This window comes from Massilia sp. Mn16-1_5, from assembly GCF_004798585.1.
GTDB lineage: Bacteria > Pseudomonadota > Gammaproteobacteria > Burkholderiales > Burkholderiaceae_D > Telluria.
In genome coordinates this window covers 38,434-51,331 of record NZ_PPXQ01000020.1, presented here as the reverse complement: position 1 = coordinate 51,331, position 12,898 = coordinate 38,434, and the positions used below count along the sequence as shown (strand labels likewise).

Below are 12,898 nucleotides of genomic sequence, written 5' to 3'. Positions count from 1 at the left end.
TGTCGCACGTTTTACAGGGTCACGACCGAACATTTTGCTAACGAACACTCTACAACCGGTGTTATCACAAGCAGGGTCGCACAGGTCGCCGATGAATCCTTGGCAAGCTCTTTTCGCTGCTTACGCGCCTTGATTTGATAGGTTGTGCGCCCCAAGCAACTTAGTACGCAGTGTGTCAAGACTATATGGTTTCGGCAATGCGTCCACGCCTGGCAGATTCGCGCTGCCAAGCCCGCTTGCTAACAGGACGCGTAAGTGCGGCACTCTTGCCTTGGCTAGTTGGATCAGATCGTCCCCCTGAATGCCGGGTAACTGCAAGTCCGAAACAAGAATATCGATGTCCAGGGTAAGATGCTCCATCGCGTCTTCCGCAGTGCCGACCGCCATGACGTCGTAGCCTAGAAATTGAATCATGTCGCGGGTGTTTTCGCGGATATCCTGATCGTCCTCTACAAGCAGCACTTTCAACTTGGCGCGCGAGGTCTGCACTTGCGTATCGGGCTGCACGTGCTGGGGCTTTTCGGCTTGCCGTTGCTGTTCATTAGCCAGCACATGCCGGATTTTCCTCGCAAGACTTTCTTTGGTGTAGGGTTTGCCGATCAATTCCACGCCGCGGTCAAGGCGTCCGCCGTGCACGATTGCGTTCTCGGTGTAGCCGGAGGTGAACAGCACGGCCAACCCAGGCAAACGCTCTTTTGCCTTGCGGGCCATCTCGGGGCTGCGAAGCGGTCCGGGCATGACAACATCGGTAAAGAGCAGGTCGACATGAATACCGCTATCGATCACCGTCAAGGCCGCCGTCGCATGATTGGCCTTCAGGACGCGATAGCCCAACGTTGTGAGCATGTCCACCGCGGTGGCCCGTACGGCGTCGTCGTCTTCCACCACAAGCACCGTCTCGCTGCCACCGATGACTGGCTGCGTTTCAAGGCTTGCGTAGGTATCTTCCGTCTCAAGCGAGCGAGGCAAGTAAAGTTTGATGGTCGTGCCTTCGCCAAGCTCGCTATAAATCTTGATGTGGCCACCGGACTGTTTTACCAGGCCATACACCATCGACAAACCAAGTCCAGTGCCTTTACCTTCCGCTTTTGTCGAGAAGAATGGCTCGAATGCTTGGCGCAGCACCTCGGGCGACATGCCGCTACCGGTATCGCTGACAGCGATAGCGACGTATTGGCCTGGGGCGACGTCGGGGTGAGAGGCGCAGTAAGCGGTGTCAAGTAAGGCATTGTTGACCTCGATGGTCAGCCTGCCACGACCGTCCATCGCGTCGCGCGCATTGATGGCGAGATTAAGGATTGCATTTTCGAGTTGGGCGACATCGACCGCCGTGCTCCAAAGACCACCGGAGACGACCGTTTCCATTTCGATTTCCTCTCCGAGGCTGCGTCGCAGCATGTCTTCCATGCCCATGATGAGCCGGCTGACCTTCACAACTTTCGGCTCAAGGGGCTGCTTGCGCGCAAACGATAGCAGTGAACTGGCAAGCTTTGCCCCCCGTTCGACACTGGCAAGCGCATTCTCAACGCGCCGATGTACAAGCGGCATGTCGCACACGTCTTGCGCCATCAGCTGCAAGTTGCCTGAGATGACCTGTAACAAATTATTGAAGTCGTGCGCAACGCCTCCGGTTAGCTTGCCGATCGTTTCCATCTTCTGCGCCTGCTGTAGGGCAGCTTCGGTTCGACGCATCGCTTCAGCTTGCTGAAGGTCGGCGCTAATGTCCCGACCGATTGCGTGAATGAAGTTGGTGTCGGGAACGGCAGTCCAGGAAAGCGTACAGTAGCTGCCATCCTTGCGGCGGTAGCGGTTCTGGAAACGGAAAACATGTGCGCCACTGGTGAGCGAGCTGATTTGCTCGATCGTGGGTTGCACGTCATCAGGATGGACGAGGTCAAGGAATGACGTGCCGATCACATCGCCTTCTCGCCAGCCGAGAGTGGATGTAAATGCCGGGTTGACTGCGCTAAGCTGCGAATTCAAGTCGGCAACGAGCATGATGTCTTTTGACAGGCGCCAGATCCGGTCGCGTTCGGCGGTACGAACCGACACCTGCTCTTCCAAGGTCGCATTCAGATGAACGAGCGCTTGCGAGGTCGTTTTTTGCTCTTCGATATCGGTATTGCTACCGATCCAGCGAACTACTTGTCCAGCTTGGTCGCGCATGGGCATGGCGCGCACGAGGTACCAACGGTAGACGCCGTCATGACGGCGGATACGAAACTCCACTTCGTACAGGGCGCCGGTTAAGACCGATTCATTCCAACGCTGTCCGACGAACTCGATATCGTCGGGATGAACCATGTCACCCCAGCTATCGCCATCGAGTCTGCCTTCGGCAACACCGGTATATTCATAGACGCGGTCGTTGAACCAGTCGAGCTGGCCATTGGCCGGCGCCGTCCACACATGGTGCGGCATCGCTTGCGCAAAGGCGCGGAACTTCGCTTCGCTTTCGCGCAAGGCAGACTCGGCACGGACACGTTCGGTCACGTCCGATCCTTCAACGAAAATGCCGAAGACTTCGCCGTTGGGATCCTTCAGCGGCTGATAAACGAAGTCAAGGTAACGCAAGGGGCCCGGCGCACCATCGGCCTGGTCGAGCTGAAATGGTGTCGCCTGGCCAGTAATGGCAACGCCTGTCCCATAAGCCTCATCGAGTATGTCGAAGTAGCCCTGCTGATCCAATTCCGGCAAGACGTCGCGAGCACGTTGAGCGTTCCAGTGTCGATTCCCGATCAGTTCCTGGAAAGCGCTGTTGGCCAAGTCAAAATGATGCTCTGGACCTGTCAGCAGTGCCATGAAACCTGGCGCCTGTTCGAACATGGCCGAGAGTCGAGCGCGCTCACCTTGGATATGCCGCTCCGCTTTGACTTTGGCCGTCATTTCGATCACCACGGCAATGACGCCGGCGATATCGCCGTTCTCGTAGGTAATCGGCGAATAATCCAAGTTCATCCACACAGGCTCGGGTTTGCCGCTTCGATGCAGCGTCAACTCCTGCTCCACGTAGCTCAGCGTCTGGCCTGTCATGACAACCTTCATGACGTTGTCGTTGAACGATGCAACTTCCGGCCACCCTTCGCGCACCTTCGATCCAAGCAGTTGTGGATGGCGTCCGCCGGCAAAGACCGAATAGGCGTCGTTGTAGATCATGTAGCCGTCCAGGCCCCACAAGGTGACGATGGGAACGGGCGAGCGAAGGAGTACCCCGACAACCGTTTTCAAGCCGCTTGGCCAGGTCTCGATTGGCCCAAGCTCCGTTGCGCTCCAGGGAAAGGCGCGAATGAGTTCTGCGGTTGTTCCGCCACCGTCGAGGAAGTTCAGCGTACTTGAGGCCATGGGAGATCCAACGTTTGTTCGAAGGCGCTATTGTACTGGTGAATGATTCCCAAGTCTCAAGGTTGACCTCACGCATTGTTCAACTTCAAGCTCAACGGCATGCCTGATTTATGCATGCCAGATACCACTGTCGGCCGCATCCAACACTTCGCATGCCAGCTGCATAATCAGCGCTCCCACACCTGACAATGACGACGCCCAGGGTTAAGATTTTTTTAAAGATGAGTAATTTAGTACGTGGCATCAATGGAGCTGTCAGTACACTTGGAGGGCACAATGGACATCTTCCGCCTGACCTATACGCTCGTGGGGCAACACGAACCGCGGGAGCTTCTTCTAGACGTTCTTGCGCGTCGTTGGACTGCAAGAGTCATCGTACAAACGGTGATCATGCATGAGTTTCCAGATTGTAATTTGCCAGAAATGAAGGCTGGCCAATGGACGGCTGACGATGTCCTGGCTCAATTTGGTATAAGCGGCCTTGAATGCACGTATATCAATTGGCTCGGTGAAGAATGGCATGGACATGTAACGGCAACGGGCATCATTGCCTGAGCGTTGCTAGTTTACGAAGCGGTGAGTAGGCAATTGTTATCGTACAATTAATGAATACCTCCACGAAAGACCCTCATGTACGATCATGCGCCTGTTTTGCCAAGTACGAAAACGACTGGCCAGCAACTTGGCGACGTTGAACAACGGCTGCAGCAGGTCAATCGCTTCAACGACCTTTTCGGCGTGCCTGACCTGGTCATGGAAAGAATCCAACGCGCCTTCATTTGCGGGACCATGACCGATGACGACATGATTTCCACTGCACGCTTGTACCAGTATGTGATCGATGCAGTATCAGCGCGGCAGCATCGATGAAGCAGCTACCCTATTGAAATCGGATAGGTCAATGCGTCCAATGCGGGCGTCCTGTACCAGATGTCTGCTTGACTCGCCCGAGCTAGCCCAACAATGTGTCACACGAATGCTTTCCATGTCACACCTATTTCATCAATAGCAACTATAGTACCGATGAATTGAAGTGACGGAGAGAGGCAAATGCTCGAGAAAGGCATGACGGTTCGACTAAAGAACAGTGATCAGCTCATGACAGTGCGACGAACAGGGAACTTCAGTCCCGTTGCAGTCAACGGCGTCGATTGCGTCTGGTTCGATGACAAACGTAGAAGGCGCAGTGCGATATTCGACGCCGCCGCCTTGGTCAGTGTGCAAAGGGCGAATGCATCGCAAAGTTAGTTTTTCAAACAATGTGCGTGTGGCACATGCACGCTAGCACTGCTGATGTTGTTCTTGGCGGCGCATCGCTAAAGGCACTGCGTTGATAGCAAGAACACGTAACAAAACTGCTTCCAGTCAGTTTTTCGAGGTGGTAGATAACCCAGGTAGTCACGATTGACGGCCTTGCCCCAAATCGATGCCATACTTTTTACTCGTAGTAAGCCTCTTGAGCTAAAAGAGTACTTTGGCGTTCCAGATCAATCGCCTGGGAACGGGAATCAGAGCTTCATTGGCAGCGTGTATAAGATAAAAACCATCGGTCAGACATGAGGGTCTGCAAGCGCTGCGCATGTAGGTCGACGTGCCTTGTACGTATGGTTTATATGGAAGATGACGAATCCAGATGAGGCAGCAGTTGCGACGGACTTTTAGTCATGCGTATCGAATCCGGCCGAAACGAGACCGTGCTTGTGACTATCCTCATTTTTGCGCGCATTTATCATGGCGCGGCTAGATGTTCTGGCGCGGCGATGAAGACAGATAGATTGTCTTGACGATGGATGGGAGATGCCCACGATGAGAGCGTGTAGCATAGTAGAGAACATCGACGTGCAGGGCTAAGGAAACGAGAAACGATTTCGCTTAAAACAACCAGATGGCTGATGACGCATTTAACTACAAGGGACACGACGTAGCAGTGTTCGCCCATGGTGCCGGCGAAAGGCAAGACAAGTGGGGATGGAGTTACACGATCGATTCAGGAACGCTTACGCGCTCGAGGACACAGCGCGCACCTAATGCGCAAGCGGCGCTACATAAAGCCAGGAGGCACGCGATGCGATACATCGATAGCTTGTAGGAACAATGCGCAAGATGATCAATACATTGTTCAAAAAGGCCGAGCGCTTCGCTTTTAATGTGGTGAAGCGTCCAGGATCGCTTCGCTGAGCAAACTTTCGAGACGGGCCGGTTTGACGAGATGGGCGTTAAAGCCGCATGCGGCCGTACGCTCTCGTGAGGCCGCATCACCCCACGCGGTTAATGCGATGATGCGCGGCGTCGGAAGCGTCGCTGCCTTCCTCAAAGCAGTAGCGACCTCATAGCCGTCCATTCCAGGCATGCCAATATCGAGAAAAATCACATCCGGCGTGAATTTTTCCGCCGTCTCCAACGCTTCGCGACCGCCGTTCGCTATTGCGACGACATACCCTTTAAGCGACATGAAATCGGCGACCAGTTGCGCCGCGTCGGCATTGTCGTCCACAACCAAAACACGGCGAGAAAGCGTTTGCTGATTCATAACGTTGCCCTTTTAGCAGGCGATATGGTGAAAACCTGATTTTGTGTCCGTACGATTCATTATACAGCGCACCGCTGCCGTAGCGGTAAGTGTTGCGTGCGAGGCGCTAAATTGTTAAATCTCGACGGGCCAGCCTGAGCGTAGGTCGTGGCCATGGCGATCCAGTGTAAAATGGAGAAAGTGACTTACTGTCGCCCCCGCCCTCGCATCGGCACCAAGGCTTGCCAAGGTGTCGATTCATTGTCCATTCGGCACCGTCATGGTTGCCTAATACTCATTAATTATATGTCATTAGCAACCGACCAAAATTCTAATGATCGGCTTTTGTCGACGACCGCCCAACAGTTTCTGGCGGTGCGTGACAAGGTCATGACCCGTTGGGAGCACGAGATTCGCTCGCGTATCGACGGCGCTGATGCATTGCGAAGTCCCGTTATCACCAATACCATCCCGGCGTTTTTCGATAACATCGCAGAAGCTCTTAGCCCTAACTATCCTCGCAAGAATGCAACAAGCGGCAACAACGCCGCCTCCGCCCACGGCGGGGAGCGAGCCCGCATGACGTCTTTCGGGGCCGACCAGGTGGTGCATGAGTATCAGATCCTACGCGAGTCGATTGTTGTCGAAGCGGCAGGACAAGTCGAATTGACAGTTGCCGACTGGGCCATCATCGATCGCTCGATCAACACGGCGATTCGGGAAGCGATTCGCGAATTTACGATGATTCAAAGCGAACTGCAACGCAAATTGGCGGCAGCCTTGTCGCATGATATGAGAACGCCCTTGGGGATCATCGCCAATGGCGCCGAATTGATCCAGGCATTACCTGACTTGGACGCGGCCAAGCGCGCTGCCCAAAAAATTGCAACCAGTGCCGAGCGCCTGGAACAGATGATGGCCGACCTGCTCGACGCGCTAACTACGAACACCGGCGAGAAGCTGGCCTTGACGGTGTCGGAATTTGACGTCGCAGAATTGATCCAGGAGGTGCGCGAAGCTTACGCTCAGCCACACGGTATCGACATTCGCGCCAATGTGGAGTCCATTAAAGGCTTTTGGTCTCGTAACCTCATGCGACGTGCACTTGAAAACCTGATCAATAATGGACAGGCGTATGGCGATGGCCGCGGTATCGAGCTCATGGCAGTAGAAGCTCGGGGACGGTTGATGCTATCGGTTCACAACACCGGCAATCCCATTCCGAAGGAACACCAGATGCGAATATTTGACTACCTAGCGCGTGAGCAGACGATGTCGTCCAAAGTGGGGTGGGGGCTTGGCCTGGCCTTTGTCAAGAACGTCGCGGAAAGCCATGGCGGCAGCATCGCAGTCGACAGCTCTACAGAGACCGGCACGACGTTTCTCATCGATATACCAGTTGATTGCCGGCCCTACGTTCAGTCTTCAACCCCATGACAACACCTTGTAATGTAAAGAAGCTACAGGTGCGTTGCAATCGTCCCAGCATGACCTGTATCCTTTGATTGTCTATCGTAGCCAGGTGTACATCGGCAAGTTGGGCTCCACCCCGGTGGAGCCCTTTTTTTGCCAAGTTTGTTTTCCATCCACTATAAGCTTGACAATTTTTCGCAATTTACATTGCTAAATTACTAGTAGCTGTGGCAAGAAGCTGACGGATCTGTCGAAAATGCAGCGAAAGCTAAAGACGTGGGTGTATATTTCCACTTGGAAATTACTCAGCGGGGGCGCCGTGCCGCTCCGGTAAATATCACTCTTGTCCGACTCTCGTCCGTTCATTATGCGCCTTTCTGATTTATCAATCCGTGTGCGTCTTCATCTCGGTTTCGCCGCAGTCGTCACCCTTTTAGTTGTCGTAATCAGTCTGTCTTACATCAGTTTCTCTCGTCTGGCCGCAGCCAACGATATGAACGTTCATACCTATCAAGTCATGGGGGAAGTCGACAAGGCCTTGACCAGTCTACTCAATATCGAAACCGGGGAGCGTGGTTTCGCCTTGACCGGCCAAGACGCTTCATTGGAACCATACACGACTGGCAAGACTGCATTCATTACCCATATTGAAGCTGCTCAAAAGCTGACGGCAGACAATCCACGTCAGCAAGAGCGCCTGCAGCGCGTGGCCGCTCTAGCGCGGCTGTGGATCGATACCGCGATCGACCCGGGTATCGCTTTGCGCAAGAACGCAAACGATGCCGACTTGACTGCGATGGTGACGTTTGAACAAAGCGGCAAGGGTAAGCAGGCCATGGACGCGATGCGCAAGCTCCTTGCCGACATCAAGGCCGAAGAGGCAGCTCTGATGAGTGAGCGAGGCAACACTGTCAACAGCTTGTCTAGTTTGATGAGCTGGACGCTCGCCGGGGGAGGCGTAGGCGCCGCAGTTGCTGCGACCGTTATCGCATTGTGGCTTGCCCGCAATATCACCGGGCCTTTGGAATACGCTGTGCGTATTGCCAAGCGTGTTGCCAAAGGCGACCTGAGCGCCGACGTCAACGTGCATTCGAAGGACGAAACGGGGCAGCTGATGAGCGCATTGAAGGACATGAATGCGTCCTTGCTCGATATCGTTACACGCGTTAGGCAAAGCACCAATACGATCGCTGTCGCCTCCAGTGAGATCAATTCGGGTAATCAGGATCTTTCCTCACGTACCGAGCAGCAAGCAGGTTCCTTGGAGGAGACGGCCTCATCGATGGAAGAGATCACGTCAACCGTCAAGCATAATGCCGACAATGCCCGGCAAGCAAGTCACCTGGCGACGAAAGCGTCCGAGACAGCCGAGCGCGGCGGTGCGGCTGTGGCAGACGTCGTGACCACGATGGGTTCCATCAACGCGTCCTCGCGCAAGATCGCCGACATCATCACCGTGATTGACGGCATTGCATTCCAGACCAATATCCTCGCGTTGAACGCGGCCGTGGAGGCAGCCCGGGCTGGCGAGCAAGGACGAGGCTTTGCCGTGGTGGCAGGCGAAGTGCGTACCCTGGCGCAGCGTTCTGCAGCGGCGGCGAAAGACATCAAAGATTTAATTACCGAGTCGGTTGGACAGGTGGACCTTGGCACGCGCCTGGTCGACCAGGCCGGCGCGACGATGAATGAAGTGGTCGACAGCATCAAACGGGTAAGCGGCTTGATTGGCGAAATCGCTACGGCCAGCGATGAGCAGCGTGCCGGCATCGAACAGGTGAACCAGGCCATTGTCCAGATGGATCATGTCACGCAGCAAAATGCCGCACTCGTTGAGCAAGCCGCCGCCGCGGCTGAGTCCATGCAGGAACAGGCGCGTCAACTCGGCTCTCTTGTCGACACCTTCCAGATCGGTCCGTCCAACGAAATTAAGCGTAACGAGCATAGTCAAGCAACCGAAATCGCCCCTTCACATAAAACGCTTTTGCAATATGCCTAAAAGGCATGGCGTCGAGCTTGTCGGGTCACCTCGCAGGGAATATACGCGCTTCGTAATACCGCGTTCTTCCTTCGAGAATCGACGCTTTAGTGCTGTAACGTAAACAGGAAAAACTGGCGCACGAGCGGCAACGGCCGTGCGCCAGCCAAGACGATGCAGGCAACGTGCATTACGCATCAGGCAAACGTAAAAGACGTTGGCCTGGCTGCATGGCCGTGGTCGTTTCAGGTGGAAGACGCGCTCGCGTCGTCGTTGCTCTCAAAATGCTCTAACGTGGGCAAACAAGACAAAATCGACGCAAGTTTGACTGGCTTGACCAGGTGATGGTCGATTCCCGCAGCCTTGGTCCGTTCCATATCCTGCGCTTGTCCATATCCGGTAACGGCAACAAGGACTGCCTGCGCCGTCTCAGGCATTGCGCGCAGGCGCCGGGCCAGCTCGTAGCCGTCCACGTCGGGCAAGCCGATATCGAGGAAAATGAGCTGCGGTGCAAGTTCGCGTGCACGCGCAAGCGCTCTTAATGCGCTGTGTTCGACGACAACGTCGTGCCCAACTGTTTCCAGAAGGAGCGCAAGTACCTCTGCGGCGTCGACGTTATCGTCAACGACCATCAAGCGCAAACGGTCGCTCGACTGTACGACGTTCGATGGCTGACTCGGCAGGGCTGGCTCGGCGTCCACTTGCTCGACCAGTGGCAACCTAACGGCAAACCGACTTCCGCGGCCCGGGCCGGCGCTAGTGACAGAGACGCTGCCATCGTGTAGCTCCGTCAGGCTCTTAACAAGTGCAAGTCCAAGGCCAAGTCCTCCCTGCGATCGGTCGGGCGAACGTTCTGCTTGGGTGAACAAGTCGAATATATGAGCAATCAAGTCTTGTGAAATACCGATACCATTGTCTTCAACCACAACTTCGACTTCATGACCCAACGTAGTCAATTGGACGACAATGTACCCCTGTTCAGGTGTGTACTTAGCAGCGTTGTTGATAATGTTCGCAAAAATCTGCACCAGGCGGGTCCGGTCGCCCTCAACCAGCACACTCTTTCTTGATGGGAAAACGCTCAAATGCTGCCGCTTGCTATCGATGAGCGCGCGTACCTGTTCGACCGAATCGTCAAGCACAACGTTGATATCGACGGCCTCTTTCTGAAGTGTGACAAGACCGCGGGTTACACGCGATACGTCCAGCAAATCGTCTACCAGATCGGTCAGATGCTGAACCTGGCGCGAAATGATGTCACCCGTCTGTCGTGCTACGTTGCCCTCGCAATCGTTAAGCTTAAGTAGTTCGGCTGCGGAGCTGATCGGCGCCAAGGGATTACGCAGCTCATGTGCGAGCATCGCCAGGAATTCGTCCTTGCGACGATTCGATGCCCGTAGTTCCTCTTGGGCCTGCTCGATGCCTGTCACATCGGTATTGGTTCCAAACCATTGAAGGATCTCTCCATCGGCGTTGCGTAAAGGCGCTGCCAAGGTAAAGAAGGTGCGATATTCGCCATTGGCGGCACGCAAGGGGAACGTGGCTTCAAATGGCGTGCCAAGCTTGATCGACGCGGTCCATTGAGCCATCACCTCGGATAATTTGTCCGGATCATGGACGCTTTGCCAGCCCCACCCCTGCATCTGCGCATGCGTGGTACCGGTGTACTCGTACCATCGGTCGTTATACCAATGAATCCAACCATCGGCGTCGGCCATCCATGCAAGGTGAGGAATCGTATTGGCTAGTTGGCGCAAGCGCTCTTCGTTTTCACGTATGACTGACTGGGCCTTGACCGCTTCGGTCACATCGCTGCCTTCGAGAAATATCCCGGTGACCTTGCCTGCCGTATTCTTTATTGGTTGATAGACGAAGTCGCAAAAGCGCTCTTCCCACACTCCATCGGATGCACGCCGTAGTTGAACCGGAGCTGCACGTCCCTGTACCGGTTCACCAGTGGTGTACACGCGGTCGAGCATCTCGAAAAAACCCTGTCCATCGATTTCCGGTAAAGCCTCCCGTACAGTCTTGCCGATCAGTTCACGATTTCCAACCAACTGACGGTAAGCGGCATTGGCGATCTCAAAGACGTGGCTGGGTTCTCGGAAGACAACCATGATCCCAGGCGCCTGCTCGAAAAGGTCACGCAAACTTTCGTTCTCCTGGATCCGAAGTCGCTCCGCATTCATTTGCGCCGTCGTTTCAGTGCAAGCACAATACATACCGGCAACCGTGCCATTTTCGTCGCGCAGGGGCGAATATGAGAACGTGAACCATGTTTGTTCATCGTACCCTTTTCGATTCATTGTGAAAGGCAGATTTTCAAAGTACGTAGCATGCCCAGCCATCGCACTTTCAACAATTGGATGAATGTCATGCCAGATCTCAGACCAGATTTCATCGAAGCGCCGACCGAGCGCCAGAGGATGTTTATCGCCAAGAATTTCAGCGTAAGCATCGTTATAGAGAAATGCAAGTTCGGTACCCCATGCGACAAACATCGGGAATTTTGAATTTAATATCAGGCCGACGAATGATCGCAATGACTGAGGCCATGTGCTGGGTTCCCCAAGTGGAGAATTAGCCCAATCGTGTGCACGCATGAGTATGCCCATCTCGCCGCCGTCGGCGAGAAAAGTCACAGTATCCGGGTCATAAGGCTGAGTCGTCATTCATTCACTCGTTACGGTCGCTAAACACTTAAGGACAAAACAGTTGATAGTCGCGCTGCAGAAGAGCTGACCAACGCAACCTTCCTCCTTCGGAGGAGAGTTGCATTTTTGCAATAGTCGGTGAAGTACGCCAGGAGTTCGGCCGAGATTTTGCCTTGAGGACTGCTTGTTTTTTTGCACCGCACCTTGTAAGAGTAACGGTGATCTGATCAGCACGCAGAACAGCATGCTTTGTTCGTCATTGTAAAATTTGCCAAATTTTTGCTGAAATTGCAAAAAAAACAATCGGTCTGCAACAAAACTCAGCCTCGGAAGCACTGATGTATTGACAAAATTGCGTAAGCGTACATGATGTGGTGTAGCAATGCAAGACGTCGGATGTGAGCAAGTGTATTGTTGAACTGTGGCAACGGCTGTAGGGTGTTCCGGCTAAGATAATGTAGATGGGTGGTAAAGCGCTCCCATGTCTGAGTACGAAAATGTGTGCGTCATTTTTGAATTTATATGTCAAATACAGGACAAAAATTCGGTTCATCAATCGCGTTGGCCGATCAAATTCTGTAAAGATGAACTTTGACAACGACGACGAAGATGAGGGATGTGTAGCACGCGATGAATGATTTCCTCTGGAACACCTTCCTGCCGAAGATAGGTGGCCGCATCCACCTCGCCGAGCATTTCAAAGAATATGATTCCCACTTCAACTCTCTGTGCCATTAGATGGTCCCTTCGTGCACGGTATGACATAGATGCTTCCTGAAGAGATTCTCATTAATTTTCGGAAACTACATTGGTGGAAATGTTAGCAAATTTTGGATAAGTGCCGCACACGAGATGCTAGCAGAGCAGTATGAAGCGATTGCATTAAATTAGTATGTTCATGTGCAATCAATTAAAAGTAATAATGCCGAAGGCTTACGTCTTTCCACCTTTCTTCAACTATCTTTTATTCCTGTTACAAACTCTTGCCCCAATTCTACCCAATAG

8 protein-coding genes are annotated in these 12,898 nt (G+C 53.8%); 5 read left to right on the top strand and 3 right to left on the bottom strand.

The annotated features are described in order from the left end of the window. Window positions 1-120: 120 nt before the first annotated feature. A complete protein-coding gene (locus tag C2862_RS21205; protein WP_136222345.1) occupies window positions 121-3,342 on the bottom strand; it encodes a PAS domain S-box protein in 3,222 nt (1,073 codons plus the stop codon). A 276-nt stretch (window positions 3,343-3,618) separates the two neighbouring features. Between C2862_RS21205 and C2862_RS21200 the strand changes: the two genes are divergently transcribed. The 3 genes from C2862_RS21200 (at window position 3,619) to C2862_RS26025 (ending at window position 4,590) form a co-directional block, all read left to right on the top strand. Next, a complete protein-coding gene (locus tag C2862_RS21200; protein WP_136222343.1) occupies window positions 3,619-3,897 on the top strand; it encodes a hypothetical protein in 279 nt (92 codons plus the stop codon). A 75-nt stretch (window positions 3,898-3,972) separates the two neighbouring features. Next, the gene (locus C2862_RS21195; protein WP_136222341.1) at window positions 3,973-4,212 is read left to right on the top strand and encodes a hypothetical protein; all 240 of its coding nucleotides are present in this window, start codon (window positions 3,973-3,975) and stop codon (window positions 4,210-4,212) included. A 180-nt stretch (window positions 4,213-4,392) separates the two neighbouring features. Further along, window positions 4,393-4,590: a DUF2158 domain-containing protein gene (locus C2862_RS26025; RefSeq protein ID WP_136222339.1), complete on the top strand. Its 198-nt coding sequence runs from the start codon at window positions 4,393-4,395 to the stop codon at window positions 4,588-4,590. An 895-nt stretch (window positions 4,591-5,485) separates the two neighbouring features. On the opposite strand, the gene C2862_RS21185 is transcribed toward C2862_RS26025, so the two are convergent. Continuing rightward, entirely contained in the window at window positions 5,486-5,872 is a 387-nt protein-coding gene (locus tag C2862_RS21185; protein WP_136222337.1) for a response regulator, read from the bottom strand. 324 nt (window positions 5,873-6,196) lie between these two features. Here C2862_RS21185 and C2862_RS21180 point away from each other — a divergent pair, with 324 nt between their 5' ends. Together C2862_RS21180 and C2862_RS21175 are read left to right on the top strand one after the other, a co-directional pair. Beyond that, the gene (locus C2862_RS21180; RefSeq protein WP_168710136.1) at window positions 6,197-7,288 is read left to right on the top strand and encodes a sensor histidine kinase KdpD; all 1,092 of its coding nucleotides are present in this window, start codon (window positions 6,197-6,199) and stop codon (window positions 7,286-7,288) included. A 469-nt stretch (window positions 7,289-7,757) separates the two neighbouring features. Beyond that, entirely contained in the window at window positions 7,758-9,260 is a 1,503-nt protein-coding gene (locus C2862_RS21175; protein ID WP_307723568.1) for a methyl-accepting chemotaxis protein, read from the top strand. 224 nt (window positions 9,261-9,484) lie between these two features. Here the strand turns inward: C2862_RS21175 and C2862_RS21170 are convergent, their stop codons facing one another. Then, window positions 9,485-11,911, bottom strand: a complete 2,427-nt coding sequence (locus C2862_RS21170) for a PAS domain-containing protein (RefSeq protein WP_136222333.1) — start codon at window positions 11,909-11,911, stop codon at window positions 9,485-9,487. Window positions 11,912-12,898: the final 987 nt, after the last annotated feature.

What these genes read in the sequence shown, in the direction of transcription:
- C2862_RS21170 (WP_136222333.1), bottom strand. Translation starts at nt 11,911, where the DNA reads ATGACGACTCAGCCTTATGACCCGGATACTGTGACTTTTCTCGCCGAC.
- C2862_RS21175 (WP_307723568.1), top strand. Translation starts at nt 7,758, where the DNA reads ATGAACGTTCATACCTATCAAGTCATGGGGGAAGTCGACAAGGCCTTG.
- C2862_RS21185 (WP_136222337.1), bottom strand. Translation starts at nt 5,872, where the DNA reads ATGAATCAGCAAACGCTTTCTCGCCGTGTTTTGGTTGTGGACGACAAT.
- C2862_RS26025 (WP_136222339.1), top strand. Translation starts at nt 4,393, where the DNA reads ATGCTCGAGAAAGGCATGACGGTTCGACTAAAGAACAGTGATCAGCTC.
- C2862_RS21195 (WP_136222341.1), top strand. Translation starts at nt 3,973, where the DNA reads ATGTACGATCATGCGCCTGTTTTGCCAAGTACGAAAACGACTGGCCAG.
- C2862_RS21200 (WP_136222343.1), top strand. Translation starts at nt 3,619, where the DNA reads ATGGACATCTTCCGCCTGACCTATACGCTCGTGGGGCAACACGAACCG.
- C2862_RS21205 (WP_136222345.1), bottom strand. Translation starts at nt 3,342, where the DNA reads ATGGCCTCAAGTACGCTGAACTTCCTCGACGGTGGCGGAACAACCGCA.